The sequence below is a fragment of the candidate division WOR-3 bacterium genome, assembly GCA_029858255.1.
GTDB lineage: Bacteria > Hydrothermota > Tepidihabitantia > SM23-42 > SM23-42 > SM23-42.
In genome coordinates, this window is sequence record JAOUFJ010000001.1 from 114,368 (window position 1) to 129,678 (window position 15,311).

A 15,311-nucleotide genomic window follows, 5' to 3' on the forward strand; every position below is an offset into this window, starting at 1 on the left:
AGTGTCACAGCGAAAAATACAGAAAATTATGCTTTCTCCTGCTGGTCATAACCCTGGATGTTGACGCAGGACCAACCATACCCTTCAGGCAAGAGAATCATTTATAATTAATACGCATGAAATGTACAAATGTTTCACCCTTATGTCAAGTTAGATCGAACCGCTCTTATGTATGTTGACATGGTCACGGCAGTCCATATACTCTTTTTTGATAACTCGTTTGTGTTACTCATAAATTTAAGGAGGATATATGGTTTTTTTGCTCTTTGTCATAGCCCAGTGGGGTGTTGATAATGTCGAGGGAAAGTGTTTTCATCCTGAAGTTTACCGTCAAGTTGCGCGTGCCGAGTCGATACATGCTTACGATGTGCTGAAATACGATCTCGACATCACCGTTCCCATGACCGAGCGCAGCATGCAGGGAGTCAATACGATTTCGTGCCGGAGCACGGAGAATGGTCTGAGTACTGCTATTTTACACAGCTACACACTGTCCATTGATTCGATTTTTGTCGACGGGGTTGCTGCTACCTATTCGGCAGCAGGAGAATCGTTGGCTATAAACTTGCCCCAGACCTATAACATGGGCGACTCGTTCGATATTTTGGTGGGTTATCACGGTTCGTGGAGCGTTACCTATTCTCAGACCGGGTTCGTCTATTATCCAAGAAACTACAACTCGAACACCCTCCATGCTTTGGCGTATACTCTTGGTGAACCATGGGATGCCCGGCGCTGGATGCCGTGCTATGATGAACCTTACGACAAGGCGGACTACGGTTGCATCTTTTCGGTGACAGTACCTGATACATTTGTGGTTTGTGCCAACGGCGAGCTCACCGGTGTTGTGAATAATCCGAATAACACGAAGACGTACACGTGGCAGGAGGACTATCCAGTGAGTACCTACCTCATGCATTTCGGTGTCTCCAATTATGCACAGTGGTCAGACTGGTATTACAGCAACTCGGGCGACACGGTGGAGATAAGACATTTCATGTGGCCCGAAGACTCGGCTTTTTCAATGGTGTCATTTCAATACTTGCCCGATGCAATGTATCTCTTCGATTCGCTCTACGGAGCGTATCCCTTCGACCGGTACGGTCAGGACGTGGTGTATCCGTATGCCTGGGGCGGCATGGAACATCAGGAACTGTCCACTATCCATCGGACATGGTTATTGAATCAATCAGAAAGGGGCATGGCCCACGAACTGTCTCATATGTGGTGGGGCGATATGGTAACGTGTATTGATTTCCGCGACATCTGGCTGAACGAGGGTTACGCGACCTACAGTGACGCGAACTACATCTGGTATCGGTTCGGGCATAATGATTTCTTGAGTCTGATGGCGAGCCGCGCTCAGAATTATTTCCAGTCAGACCAGCAGTGGCGCCATCCGCTGTATGACCCCCCGCTGAGCGAATTATTCGATTATGGCTATACCTACTGCAAAGCATCATGGGTAATGCACATGCTCCGTTACCTCGATCAGGATGCGTACTGCCCAGCAATTGCTGTTTACCGGGATTCTTTTGAGTATGGTAACGCAAGTACTGACGATTTGAATGCCGTTTTTTCTTTTGTGTATGGAACTGACTTGACCTGGTTCTTCGATGAATGGATCTACGGCCAGGGACATCCAGAATATCGTGTTTACTGGCAATGCGAGCCGGATGGAAGCGATTATGAAACTACAATATTGATACATCAGGTGCAGAATAACGCACCGATCTTCCACATGCCGGTCGAGATCATGCTTCACGTTTCTGGCTCTGATACCATCGTTACGGTACCGGTCAATACTGCTCCGCAGAGTTACTCGGTCACACTTCCTGATTCCGTGACATCGATAGAGGTCGATCCAGACCTGTGGTTACTCAAGACGTGTCAAGTTTTTGTGGGTGTGAATGAATTGACGGGAACAATGCCACTTAGTGAATTCTCTTTTGCCGCCAACCCGGCGCGCAACCCGGTTCTGAATGTTACTCTTAATCGCAGCACAGAGGTAAAGATATCTGTCTATGACGTTGGCGGCAGGTTGGTGAGCGTGGTCGAGGCCGGAAATCGAACGCCGGGTAGTCATGAAATTGAGATCGGCGGACTTCGTGCCGGGGTCTATTTCTGCCGGTTGAAAACCGACCATGATGACATCGTCAAGAAGTTAATTGTCGTGAAGTAGCGGCACGGTTGGGCGTCTTGAAATAATCGGAATTGCGGTAAGTCTTATCGAGCACTCCATCGTCGCACAGAGTAAAGATTTTTGTCCATCCCGCCTAGGTCAATTCATAGTTTTGTCAATTGCTAAAACAATGAAATGATGCCAGTACGAAATGTATTTCAATTATCTTTACAGGGTAGAAGATAGTGTCTGCTGATTCGTGCCTGAAGCCGGAAACCGGGCTTACCGTCTAACAGGAGACGTTGATCAGGGGCACGTGCATTTCTTCTCTGCTCACTCCGCCGTGGTTTGCCTTAAGGAAATGCTCGGTTTCACCCAGGATAAAATCCTTAATAATGTACTTGTTCTTCATTATCAAGACATAGTCGCCAACGCGGTCGAGGAGTTTTGCATTCGGTTGGTGAAGACCGAAGAAGTTCTTTCTGACCAATCCTTGACTGCTGTGCAAGGTGCAGAAACGTGAAAGCTTCGCGGAGACATATTCACGGAATCTCCTGACGCGTGATGGGTGGACGTAGCAGTAAGCGACCCGTGGTTCACCGCACAGTGGCAGTGTGAGCGTGGCGGCAAGGTCTGGATGTTCGTTGAGGTTTATGAAGTCTTCTGGTTCCGTGTCGATCAATCCATGATCTGATGTTACCAACATCGTGGTTCTTGAGCCTTTGAGTGCACGAATGAGTTTGTCGATGTTCCTTTCCAGTTCTTTGAAGTGGGTGCTTGCCTCAGGGCTCCCGACACCGAAGCTATGGCATATCGTGTCCAATTCCGGCCAGTAAACATACAGAAACTTCTTTCTTCTATTGTCTTTGACTGTTTTGGCGATATTGGCCAGGCAATCTGACAGTGAGTCGTAAGCGATCATTTCCGCTCCTCTCGAGGTTGCACGCGTGTAGGCTGACCCATGCAGATAATGAGGGAAAAAAAAGAAATTATCCGCACGGATCATTGATGATACTGGATCGCATTCCAAAATGCTTTGCATGCTGGTGTCTGTAAATCCCGGAGCGCGGTCGCTCTGGCGTGGAGTGAATGGCAGTATCTTGACCACGGACCCCATTTCTTTGAGGTGCATGAACCAGCCGGTGATCGCATGCTGTTGCGGCGCCAGTCCGGTCGCAAAAGTGGTGATCGCAGTTGCGGTCGTTGAGGGGAACACAGACGTGACTTTCTGCTTCGGATATTTGTTTAGAACACTGTTTTTGCCGTGCTGCATAAGGAATTCGTAGCCCAGCCCATCGATGACGAACAGGATGATGTTCGTCGATCGTTTCAGGGCTTCGACATCCAGATTTTTTAGAGGTCTGTATGTAGGGTCTTCGCCATATGCTTTGAGGATCGAACTCATCAGATTAACAATGCTACCATTTTTGTAGTTAGGCAAATGCATTTCTGTTACTGGTTATCTATTTCGAAAATGTTTGATATCCGTTCCTATTATTTCTTTTCGGATAGCGCTTTCTTATATTTCTCTAACTGCCCAAGAAAAAATGCGTTCTCGGGCTCAATTTTTAGTGCATTTGCTTCCCATTTTACCGCTTCTTCATAATTGCCGGCAGCGTAGTATGCTTCAGCCAAAGTATCCATTATGTTGGCATCATCAGGTGCTAAGGCGTGTGCTTTTTTCGCAGCCTGAAGTGTTTCTTCTGGATATTTCTTGAGCAGTGCAAACTCCCATGCAAGACTGTTGTACACTTCGGGTGATTCAAGCTCACTCTGCAATGCCTTGGTTAGGAGCGCGTGGGTTTTTTTTAGAAACAGGTCTTCTTTGTCCTTTTGTTCATCGGCGAGTCTGAGGTATGCAGGTGCCATGAAGGCATACTGCCACAACTCGTATTGACGGCGCAATTCCTGAACCGGTTCCTGATGGTCGACGACCTTCAGATCGACCAGGCGGTCATCAGCACCCAGGTAGCCGCCACGGTTCGTCACGACGACGAGCGATGCGGATTGCTTACCCCGGCTGTCGCCGCCCGCCTTTTCTCCAGCTTCAAGAGCTGAGAGCAGACGTTCGGCGAGTGGGCCTTCGGTTCGTGTATAGACGGCAAACATGCTGTCAACGACCTCGGGGCCGGTCAGTATGTTACCTTGCACGGCAACGTTGGGTCCGTTTCTGTGTCCGGCCCATACCGTCGTGTTGGCACCGGTATGTGAAACGGATTGACCATTCTTGTCCACGATGCCTATCTGACGGTCCTCGGGCAGAGTATCCTTCTCGAGAATAGCACGCATTGCCTCGGCCGCCGATTTCCCTTTGGATAATTCTTCAAGCGCCCATGGTCCGAAATAAGGATTTGAATATGCCTGCGTCGCCACCGCGCCGACATCGGCTTCCACCCACGGCACGATATATCCCACGTCAAGCACTCTCGATGCCACGGCGACACCGAACTCATTGGTCTCTGGATCCATGGCGACGATTGAAAACGTTCCATAACCAGATAAGCAGATTATTAATATTGCCACATTCAGCATATGACCTCCTGTATAATGTTAGCGGTGTGCGGTTCTTTGTCAATGGTTATGCGGAAGGAATTGATAGTGCGGCAAACGGGCCGGAGCTGTCTAATGTTCTAAGTCTACAAGTTACGCACTACTCCCATTTGCCGCACCTGCTGCCATAACGGGTGATGATCTTATCGTCCCTGACCATCTCTACGATTTCGCACTGGTTCGGGCAATCGTGACATTCGAACCCGCGCGATTCGAATTCCTGCTCGAGGCAACGGTCGAATCCCGGGAATTTCGTTTCGCCATTCGATCTTGTGCATGAGAGTATAGCGGCACCAATCGCGCCCATGACGAGAAAATGCCTGGGGACTTCTATGTTCAGACCGAGTGCTTTTTCGAATGCAACCCTGACTCCCTCATTTGCGGCAACACCTCCTTGAAAGAGAATACGTGGTACTATCTCTTTGCCCTTGGCTAGTACATTCAGGTAATTCCGTACTATTGCAGCACACAGTCCGGCTACTATATCATTGCGCTCGATGCCAAGTTGGGTTTTGTGTATCATGTCACTTTCAGCAAATACCGTGCAACGCGAAGCAATGTGCACCCGATTCTTTGCTGCCAAGGCTAGTTTCCCGAATTTTTCAATGGGTAAGCCGAGACGGATCGCCTGGTGATCCAAAAAAGACCCCGTTCCGGCCGCACAAACTGTGTTCATGGCAAAATCCACGGGGATCGATTCCCGGATTATTATCAATTTTGAGTCCTGTCCACCTATTTCGATTATTGTATTTACATCTTCGAAAAAGTGGCACGCGGCAATTGCGTGGGCAATGATCTCATTCTTCACTACATCCGCGTCTAGCATTACGCCTGCGAGACGGCGCGCCGAACCTGTAGTGCCGACACCGGCGATATGAAAACAACTGGAAGTCTCTGTTTTGATTTGATCGAGCACTTTTTTTATTGATTCGATCGGACGCCCCAGGGTCCTCAGATAGCATTCAGCAACTACGTCGTATTCTTCATCAATGATCACTCCTTTTGCCGAGATGGAACCAACATCAACACCCAGGTAATATTTCATCTTATGCTCCTTTGCGGATTCCTGCAGCTCTGTTGCGGCGATGTAGTAGCATATCAACGAATGCCTCTATTCTGGTCCTTACTCCCGTGGTGCTGGTGTGTTCATCGAGTGAAATGTTGAGAAGCGGTAGTGAATATGATTTGGATATTCTTTCGAATACCGGCAAGGCCGCAGTTTCGGGCATACAACTAAAAGGCATAAGGTGAACCACACCATCGAATCCTCTTTTCGCCGCCATTATTGTGTACCCAATGCTGAGTTGGTCTTCGCCTCCGGCGTTATATGCCCAAACTGGCTGAGCAAGAGATTTGGCTTCCTTGCGCGGAAGACCATGGTCGTCATTTATTCTCATCGTGTGATAGAAAAGCCACCGGTGAGCAGTCAGGAATGGTTCGGCTTGAACCCGGAGGTTGCCGAGATTTTCAATGATGTCGAAATTCACAAATGGTTCAATCACACAATAAGATTCACCGACGACCATGACGCGTGGTGGTACATAGGCTTCAATCATTTCGATACTGTCGAAATCTTCTTGGATCTCTTTTCGCATTTTTCTAAGTCTCAAAATACTGCTTTCCACGCGGATTTTTCTTAGATGCGTGCGTTCAAGCGCCGTACACTCGCCCCCGGTTTTTTCAAGCGGCCTTATTTGCCGGGCAAGGGATTCGACCTGATCGACCAGTTTTGATTTGTGCCAGGCAACCGCAAAACCTCGGGTCCATTTTCTGAGTGCCGTTGTCCAGCTGTCATGGTTCAGATGGAGTATCTCTGATATCACGAATTTGACATCTTGATGTCCCACGAAAATGCTTCTGAAAGTGAATCCGAGGCGGCGGAGGATGGAACACTGTATCCTGCCGTAGTATCCGTACCGGCAAGACCAGTTACCACCGCCAATGAATAGTAAGGTGTCAGCGCCCTGCTCGAGCGCACCGAACATATCTCCCAGGGTCACCTTGAAAGGCAGGCACACCAATTCTGGAGCGTAGCGCACACCGATGTCGAGTGATTTCTTGTTAGGCCTGGGTCCCTGGAGAACTTCACACCCCAGGTTTGTGAGCAGGGCAGTTAGGGTAATGTTCAGATTCCCCATGTGCTGAAATCCTACTTTCATAACTTTTTTTCTCTTTTCAGATTGACCATATCCACGAATGATTCAATTCGGGTCATTATTCCGGTTTCTCCTGTGTGCTCGTCGAGGACGATCTTTAGAAAGTGCGTTGAATGCTGGGGAGCTATCTCGAGTTCAATGATTTCGTGAGTGATCGACGCCGCGCCGCAGCCGAAGCTGCACAAGTATATTATGCCCGAGATGCTTATGTCGTCATAGAAATACTTTGCTGCGTTCAGTATGTGGTTTTCGAAATACCAACTCAATGGTTTGACGCTGTTCGTCAGAGGTTCGATGTTGTCGTCTGGCAGATCATGGCAGCTAATGATTTGTGCTCCGGTTTCGCGGATCTTCTTCTTCAGGTGGAGATTCAAGAAATCGTCCTCGAGCAAATAAGCATGGCCCATCAGGCCGATGACCAGATCGTCCTTCGCGGTCGTGGTCAAGCGCGCGGCCGCTATCCTTTCTTCCTGCTGTTTGAGAGACACTGCAATACCATGTTCGTACGCGATCTGTGCACGTCGTTCAGAGAAGCCCAGTTTTCTTGCCAAATTCACATAAGATGCCTCTTCACTCTCCTGTCTTAGATCGATATCCATTGTCACGACAGGTGCCTCGGGCACCAATGCTTTTGTCATGTCGGGCAGGCCGATCATTTTGGGGCAGCCGAGCCTGATCCCGGGTTGCCTGCTAAGGCACACCAATCGCGGCACGAATATGCAATCGGCTTTGTCTGTCAGCGAAATGAGGTGCCCCAAATAGCATTTCAATGGTAGGCAAGTTTCGCCTGGAGCAATATTTATCCCGCTATCCAGCTTGTTCCGGTCGGTTTGTCCGCTCGTGACTACTTGACACTGGAGGTCATCAAAGAAAGTAGTCCATAGCGGTTGGTAGTAGTAATAACCGAGTGCTTGCGGTATGCCGATAGTCATTCCTGATTTCATCTATCTTTCTTAGTTGCAATATCGGTGCCCAGGCAAGTCGAGACGGCATGTTCTATTTTTATTTGATATTCCGAGTATTTTATCTACAACATGACAAGACGATGTGCAAATTTGTGCGCACTATGAGTACCAAACCGTGCATCGCATTTCACATTTATCCTTCCTTGTTGCTACGTAATGATCTACAATATACCGCTTCGGCGATCTACGTCATATTGTACTGTTTTATTTTATTTATTATTGTCCTCCTTGATATTCCCAATTTCTTTGCAGCTTTACTCCTGTTGCCATTACATTCTCTTAGGGCGTTGGCGATCGCCTGCTTTTCGACCTCCTGTGTCGTTGAGCGCAGAGAATCTCGCAGGCTCTTGCTTTCTTCTGTGATGGGTTTAGACAAACCCGGAATTTCTATTTCAATTGCGCGATCTTTGGAGAGGACGACCGCGCGTTCGATCGTATTCTCCAGTTCCCTTACATTTCCGGGCCAGTCGTAAGCCAGTAGTTGAGTCATAGACTCCGGCGCGATCGTCTGGACCGGTCGATTGTCCCTTTTAGTGTAGTGCTCGATGAAGTAATGCGCGATATCCGGTATGTCTTCTTTGTGTTCACGGAGTGGGGGGATTCTGATGTTCAGGACATTTATGCGATAATACAGGTCCTGCCGGAATTGCTCTTCATGACAGGCTCTTTCAATATCCTTGTTCGTTGAGGCAATGATACGCACAGCGATCTCGTTAGACTCCGTACCACCCAGCCGGGTAACCATTTTGTCCTGCAAGACCCTGAGCAGTTTGGTCTGCATGAGCAGGCTCATGTCTCCAATTTCGTCGAGCAGGATAGTTCCACCGTGAGCTAGTTCAAACCTGCCTGGTTTTGAATTGATGGCTCCGGTGAAAGCGCCTTTCTCGTAGCCGAACAGCTCTGATTCGAGCAGTGTGTCAGGTAGTGCTGCACAGTTAACGCAGATGAAAGGTCCTTCACCCCGTGAACTTCGGCGGTGGATTTCACGCGCGACCAATTCCTTGCCCGTGCCAGTCTCACCGCTGATCAGAACAGTTCCCATGCTGTCCGCTATTTTGTCCACTAATTCGTAGATGCGCGTCATTTTTTCGCTGGTGCCGATCAAGAGGTTTCCAGACGCGCCACGATACCATTTGCACCGACGGAAATCATTGGAGGAAATCGCCTTCTTGACTACAAACAGAATTTCATCGTTGTCGAATGGTTTGAGCACATAGTCGTATGCACCTTTTTTCATGGCCGCTACGGCCGTTTCGATCGTTCCGTATGCGGTGAGCATGATCACGGGCATCGATGGGTCGGTATCCTTCAATGCGATCAACAGTTGCATGCCATCGGTCCCCGGCATAACGAGATCGGTTATCGTTAAGGCGACGGCGTGTTTGTTAACTAGTTTCATTGCTTCTGCTGCGCCTGCGGCAGTCAGTACGGCATATCCTGCCGAAGTCAATAACCGTGCAAGAATTGAGCGCATATTTTCTTCATCATCGACTATGAGAATTTGGTCCTTTGTCACTTTTCTTTCCTCCATTTGGGGAGTTTCAGCGTTACGATACAACCTCTGTGTGGAAGCGATTCTATAGACATGGATCCGCAATTGAGTTCAATTAAGCGGTTAGTGATCGGCAGGCCGAGACCTATCCCTCCGGGTTTTGTTGTGTAAAAAGGACGGTAAATATCACCTTTGTCTAGGTGACTAATTCCCGGTCCGTTGTCGGAAATAGCCACCTTTATATGGCTATTTTCTTCAGAAATCTTTATATCGATCTCTCCATCTGGGGGGGCAGCTTCTATTGCGTTGAGCAGAAGGTTGTCCAATACCTGCCTTAAGTGATCCTCATCGAACCTTATCCTGTAATATTTTGACGGACAATTGATTGATAATTTCAGTTGTTTCGATTCACAAGAACGTATCATCTCCTTTGATCTCTTATTCACTTCTTCTGCGATGTTGATGCAGCGCGGAACCGGCTTTGCTGCTTTGGAGAAGTCGAGCATCCGTGTGATTACACGGTTGAGCCGGTCACATTCTTCAATAATAATGCGTGATCCTTTGAAGTCATTGTTGCCAGATTCTATGATTTGTGCCGAGGAGCGAATGATTGTCAGAGGGTTCTTTACCTCGTGGGCGACGTATGCTGCCATTTCACCCAAGGTAGCGAGTTGTTCCAGTTGCCGCATTCTCTCGAGCATTTTGAGATGCTGAAACCGCAACACGCAATTGTATGAAAGGAGTTTGATAAAACGAATGTCAGACCCCGTAAATACCTGCCCATTCGTCTTTTCACCGAGGCACATCACGCCCTCGAATCGGTTATCGAGCGCAAAAGGTGCATATACTTCATATCCGAGCGTTTTCATATCGGCAATAACTTGTGCGATCTTCCTCCTGTCAATTTGAGTTTGTTCTCCAAAACGCATGGTGTGCAGAAGTTCGTCGTATACCAGTGGCTCGTCCGTGTGACGCCTGGCAATCCAGGTGGTCAGATCATTAAAGGATCGGGATTTTACCATACGATCAATGTCCGTAGCTGGCGGCCAGTAATACTGATATTGCCCGGTGATTTCGTTCCTTCCTATGCAGATGCACCTGTTGACTCCCATGTTCTCCATGACTATATCGACCGAGGTCCTAAGAAGGTCGTTTATGCCGCGCGCCTCGTCAAGGGCATAGCGTATCTCGTCGACTGTCTGAGACAGGTACTTGGATTTCCCGAACAGAATTTTCTCGACTGAGATCATGAGTCTCCTTGCGAACAGAAGCAGCAATAATGCGGTGATGAAGATATAGACGTAGGGCAGAGGAATCAGGGGATGCAAGATAACCGAGAGGAGATAAGAACCGGCAAAAAGCAGCGCCGTCACGAGAGCGAAGCTGAGCGTTCGCCTTGTCGTCACCTGTATGTCGAAGAGCCGATGGCGAAACAAGCAAGTTGCCACAAGCAGTGAATATGCAGCGTTTGCGATATTACCCAATCCACCTACATTGACCCCTGAGGCGGTCATGATATCTTCAGCGATAGCGCCGGTAACACCGATCGAGCCGGCAGTGAGTAGAATAGCCAGTCGCGTACGTTCTAGGGGTCGCTGCGAGCGGAGGTATGCTCTTCCTATCAGTAAAAATGACGCAACAAATAACGGTAAAGTGAACATCCATAATATGTAGTCATACGCCGTTGCCGATAATATCTCCAGCGCATAGATGATCGATAAACAAAATGCAGTAAGGTAGGTGATTCTCACGGCGTTGAAGATGTACTTTGATTCAAGTCCAATAAAAGCGGCAGTGAATTGGAGTGTGGCTACTGGTAATACATAAAGACAAGCCGTCGCCGACATATAGAAGATATGCATGATAAGAATCGCGTAGATCGGATTCGCATCGCTGACCTGGAAATTTCGCGATACGATGACTCTTATATTCCATACGAAAAGACAAAAACATATCAGTAAGAAGGATCGATACAATATGTGACGGCGATTATGCAGTGAAACGAAGATGATGAGTATCAGATTTATTACAGCGCTTAAGATAGCAGCCAGTACTTTTACGTCAAGTTCCATTTACTCTACTCCGTTTTTACTAGTCTATCCGGTTGATCTTTTTTGTCAAGAGGACCAGATTACTGGTGCTGGAACGTTTCTCATTTCTTTTGAAACGGATATTTTTGCAGTAGTATTCCACTTACAATGAATGCAAGCCCGATTACTGTGGATGCAAGAATTCTTTCTCCGACGAAGAGATTTATGAATACGAGGGCGAAAAAAGGCGTTAGGTATATGAGATTGCTGACCTGGGCAGTCGTTCTCGAAAGACGGAGGGCCTTCAACCATAAGACGAAAGTGATTCCCATCTCAAAGATTCCGACATATGCAGCACCGAGAAATCCCGGCAAGTTCGGAATCGTGAATCTACCAGTTAACATCATGTAGATAACTATGAAGACAAAACCGAAGACGAAATTTAAGAAAAGCTTTGCAACCTCATCACGTCGGTCTTTGATATTGAATATCCAGAAAAGAGCCCAGATGACCGCGCTGCCGAGCGCCAGGAGAACACCGGTTGGATTGAAAAAACGGAGTCCGGCAAAGTCACCGCGAGTTGCTATGATCACGACGCCGAGATAGCTTATGATGACGGCGAGTACGCTCTTTAGTCCTATGCTCTGGCGGAGAAGAGGAATAGACAATAGTACAAGTTGAATGGCCCACGTGTAATTAAGCGCCATGGCTTGCTGTGCGGGAAGCAATGAGTATGCCCTGAGCAGAACAACGTAATAGAGGAATGGATTTAAGAAACCAAGGAGCAATGAGTAAACACAATCTCTGAATGTGCAACCACGCAGCAGCCCGATCTTATTTTGTATTAGCAGTATAGTAAACAAAGTGAACGTTGAAACAGCGGTCGCATAAAAGAGCAACTGCGCGTAGTCCAGATATCTCAAAGAAAACTTGAATGCAGAGGCGATGGTCGACCACATCAATACCACGAATACGGCATAAGTGTAAGCCTTTTGTTGGTCCTGCATAAGTGACAATAATCTGAAACAGAACGGTGTCAATATGAAAGCCAGGTAACGTTTAGTGTCCATCGGTTACGATGCCCGTAGGCTGAAAGCAAGCACGAAATTCCAAATACTAAATGCTAAACAAATTCGAATATCAAGATTCAAATTGCCAAAACAGACGAAAACGGTATTAACGAAACTGGCGCAATTAACGATAAAAACGTTTCATGTTAAATTCGCTTTTCGAAATTCGAAATTCAAAATGTTGCTCAAACGGTAATAACGGGAATAGCGAAATTAGCGATATTGGCGAGAATAACGAGCTTGGCAAATCTTATGCTTTCCGCAATTCGAAATACGAAATTCGAAATGTCGTTTGAAGGTTGTAGTATTGACATCACATACATTCCTCCTATAATGGAACATGAGTAGTGTTTTAGCTATGGTGCTCGCCGGTGGGAGAGTTGATGAGCTACTCTGTCTCACCGAGCATAGGCCGAAGTCTGCATTGCCCGTCTTTGCCACTTACCGGATCATCGATTTCGTCCTCAGCAATTTGATGCACAGCGGTATAAATAATGTTGGCGTCCTCTCGCAGTATAGACCTTACGCTCTGGTAAGGCATATCGGCACAGGTGAACACTGGGATTTTGTGGGCCGTTCCCGTAACATACGGATGCTTCCTCCGTATCGTGGCTTCAAGGCATCTGACTGGTACAAAGGAACCGCAGATGCGGTATACCAGAATATTTCGTATATCGAGGGCTTCAAACCGCAGTACGTTTTGATCGCATCTGCAGACCACATCTACCGCATGGATTACCGCCCTTTCATTAAATTCCACATTGAAAACAACGCGGATGCGACTATATCATTCACGCGGAGGAAGAGCCGATCCTCGCGATTCGGCTACGGCGTTATCGGTCGGGGCGGTAGACTCCGGAATTACCAGGAGAAACCAAGTAAACCACCATCGGACTGGGTATCTATGACCCTCTATCTTTTCAATTGTGATTTTCTGATCGATGTTCTCAATAGGAACGCAAAGGAAGAATCCCACGAGTTCGGGCGAGATATCATTCCTAATATTATATCCACTGCCCGGGTGTTCGGGTACAAACACGAAGGCTATTGGGCATATGCTCGGACCGTGGATTCTTACTACAATACTAACATGGATATGATAAACAGCGGGACCACCCTGAAGGACTGGCAGATCAGGACCAATCTTCTGGAAAGATCTGCCCGCGCCGACCGGTTACCAGCATATATTAACGGAGATGTGGTTAACTCGGTCGTAAGCGAAGGATGCATTGTTGAAGGTAAGGTTAGAAATTCCATCCTATCGCCAGGGGTCATCGTGCAAGATAATGCCGAGGTCGTAGACTCAATTATTTTTCATGATACGGTCATTGGCAAGAATACGATGATGCAAAAAGTAATTTGTGATAAAGATTCCCGGATCGGCGAAGGCTGTTCGATCGGCGGTTTTGGTAAGCAAACAGTGTCCCGTGAATTTGGTGATCTTTTGCACTCCGGGATTATCTTGTTCGGGAGGAATACAGTGGTCCCGGACAAAACGAGAATAGGTGCAAATACTACAGTTTACTCGTCGGCGAGAATTAGTGCCAGATGCGTGGACCCGGGGAGTACGTTGCGATGAAGAAGGGTCTGATTGCGATGCTCCTTGCCGGGGGTATGGGTTCCCGGTTGAATATTCTAGTGAGCAAGCGGGCCAAACCCGCGCTACCCTTTGGTGCCATCTACAGGATCATAGATTTCACGCTGAGTAACATTGCTAACTCGCACATTGACGTTGTGGGAGTACTCACTCAATACAAACCTCTGTCACTCATGGAACATCTTGACGGAGGAACGCCGTGGGACCTGTTCGGCCGCACCAGGCTTGTCGAAATACTCCCGCCTAAAACAGGAGAGGCGAGCTCTGACTGGTACAAAGGCACGTCTGACGCAATATATCAGAACATCGGATTCATCAGCGACTTCGCGCCGGAAATGGTTCTTGTGGTGTCTGGTGATCACATATACTCAATGGATTACAATGATCTGATTGCTTTTCATCGGGACCAAAAGGCCCTTGCGACTGTGTGTCTTGTACGCGTACCGTCAAGGGATGTTCAGCATTTCGGTATTGCCGAAACCGATGACATGGGAAGAATCGTTTCCTGGGTCGAAAAACCAAGAAGTTCAAAATCCAATCTCGCCTCCATGGGCGTATACTTGTTCAATCGCGATGTATTGGTGAAGACGCTGAGCGGCGCCGCGCGGCGCCGTGGAACTGATTTTGCCAGGGACATTATTCCGGCGATGATGAAACAAAAACGTGTTTTCGGTTATATCTTCAACGGTTACTGGCGCGATGTCGGAACGATCCATTCATACTGGCAGGCAAACATGGATATGCTACAAAGTAGTTCTGGCCTCGACGTTAAGGAATGGGGCATAAAGACTAGCCTTGCGGCAAAGGGAGAGATTGGTGACCGCCCGTCGACATATATTGGGCGGACATCGCTGGTGAAGAATTCGCTCATCGCGCGGGGTTGTGTAATCGAAGGCGAAGTGAGGAACTCTGTAATTTCACCGGGGGTGATGGTGGGTAAGGGCGCCAAAATCATCGATTCGATAATTTTTCATGACACCGTAATCGGCGCTCGTTCCCTTGTGCAGCGTAGCATAATTGACAAGCAGGTGAGTGTAGGCAGTTCTGTTTGTATAGGTAGTGGCGAAGCGATTCCTAATAAGAAATTCTTAAAACATCTTTCAACCGGTATCTCGATCGTCGGTAAAGGAGCACATATTGCATCGGACATTAGTATAGGCACGAATTGTATAATAATGCCCGACAGACAGTTGAATACAGCACGCCACAAAGAGGTGAGTTCGGGTAGTACCGTTTAGTCGTTTGCTTCCCCCTTGACAACGTATTCATTTTGGTTATAATAAAATGCTTAAGACAAGCAAAATGATCTTTGAAAAATTACCCCGTAAG

The 15,311-nt window shown here is 47.7% G+C and carries 11 protein-coding genes; 3 read left to right on the top strand and 8 right to left on the bottom strand.

Features of this window, described 5'->3' with window-relative positions:
* Nucleotides 1-250 precede the first annotated feature (250 nt).
* Nucleotides 251-2,182, top strand: coding sequence for a M1 family aminopeptidase (locus tag OEV79_00605; protein ID MDH4209939.1), 1,932 nt, complete (start codon nt 251-253; stop codon nt 2,180-2,182).
* 229 nt (nt 2,183-2,411) lie between these two features.
* Here the strand turns inward: OEV79_00605 and OEV79_00610 are convergent, their stop codons facing one another.
* From OEV79_00610 to OEV79_00645, 8 genes are all read right to left on the bottom strand, one after another.
* Nucleotides 2,412-3,527, bottom strand: coding sequence for an alkaline phosphatase family protein (locus tag OEV79_00610; GenBank protein ID MDH4209940.1), 1,116 nt, complete (start codon nt 3,525-3,527; stop codon nt 2,412-2,414).
* An 89-nt stretch (nt 3,528-3,616) separates the two neighbouring features.
* Entirely contained in the window at nt 3,617-4,654 is a 1,038-nt protein-coding gene (locus OEV79_00615) for a DUF1028 domain-containing protein (protein MDH4209941.1), read from the bottom strand.
* A 118-nt stretch (nt 4,655-4,772) separates the two neighbouring features.
* Complete coding sequence (locus tag OEV79_00620; GenBank protein MDH4209942.1) at nt 4,773-5,717, bottom strand: acyl-CoA dehydratase activase; 945 nt, start codon at nt 5,715-5,717, stop codon at nt 4,773-4,775.
* Nucleotide 5,718: 1 nt separating this feature from the next.
* Nucleotides 5,719-6,831: a 2-hydroxyacyl-CoA dehydratase gene (locus OEV79_00625; protein MDH4209943.1), complete on the bottom strand. Its 1,113-nt coding sequence runs from the start codon at nt 6,829-6,831 to the stop codon at nt 5,719-5,721.
* A complete protein-coding gene (locus OEV79_00630) occupies nt 6,828-7,772 on the bottom strand; it encodes an acyl-CoA dehydratase activase-related protein (GenBank protein ID MDH4209944.1) in 945 nt (314 codons plus the stop codon). Before OEV79_00630 ends, OEV79_00625 begins: the two co-directional genes overlap by 4 nt.
* Nucleotides 7,773-7,977: 205 nt before the next feature.
* Nucleotides 7,978-9,309 (bottom strand): sigma-54 dependent transcriptional regulator, encoded by a 1,332-nt coding sequence (locus OEV79_00635; protein ID MDH4209945.1) that lies wholly within the window; start codon nt 9,307-9,309, stop codon nt 7,978-7,980.
* Complete coding sequence (locus tag OEV79_00640) at nt 9,306-11,357, bottom strand: ATP-binding protein (protein ID MDH4209946.1); 2,052 nt, start codon at nt 11,355-11,357, stop codon at nt 9,306-9,308. Before OEV79_00640 ends, OEV79_00635 begins: the two co-directional genes overlap by 4 nt.
* A gap of 80 nt (nt 11,358-11,437) precedes the next feature.
* Entirely contained in the window at nt 11,438-12,322 is an 885-nt protein-coding gene (locus OEV79_00645) for a DMT family transporter (protein MDH4209947.1), read from the bottom strand.
* Between the two features lie 403 nt (nt 12,323-12,725).
* Here OEV79_00645 and OEV79_00650 point away from each other — a divergent pair, with 403 nt between their 5' ends.
* Both OEV79_00650 and OEV79_00655 read left to right on the top strand, forming a co-directional pair.
* Nucleotides 12,726-13,964 (top strand): sugar phosphate nucleotidyltransferase, encoded by a 1,239-nt coding sequence (locus OEV79_00650; GenBank protein MDH4209948.1) that lies wholly within the window; start codon nt 12,726-12,728, stop codon nt 13,962-13,964.
* Nucleotides 13,961-15,220 (top strand): sugar phosphate nucleotidyltransferase, encoded by a 1,260-nt coding sequence (locus OEV79_00655; GenBank protein ID MDH4209949.1) that lies wholly within the window; start codon nt 13,961-13,963, stop codon nt 15,218-15,220. Before OEV79_00650 ends, OEV79_00655 begins: the two co-directional genes overlap by 4 nt.
* Nucleotides 15,221-15,311 lie beyond the last annotated feature (91 nt).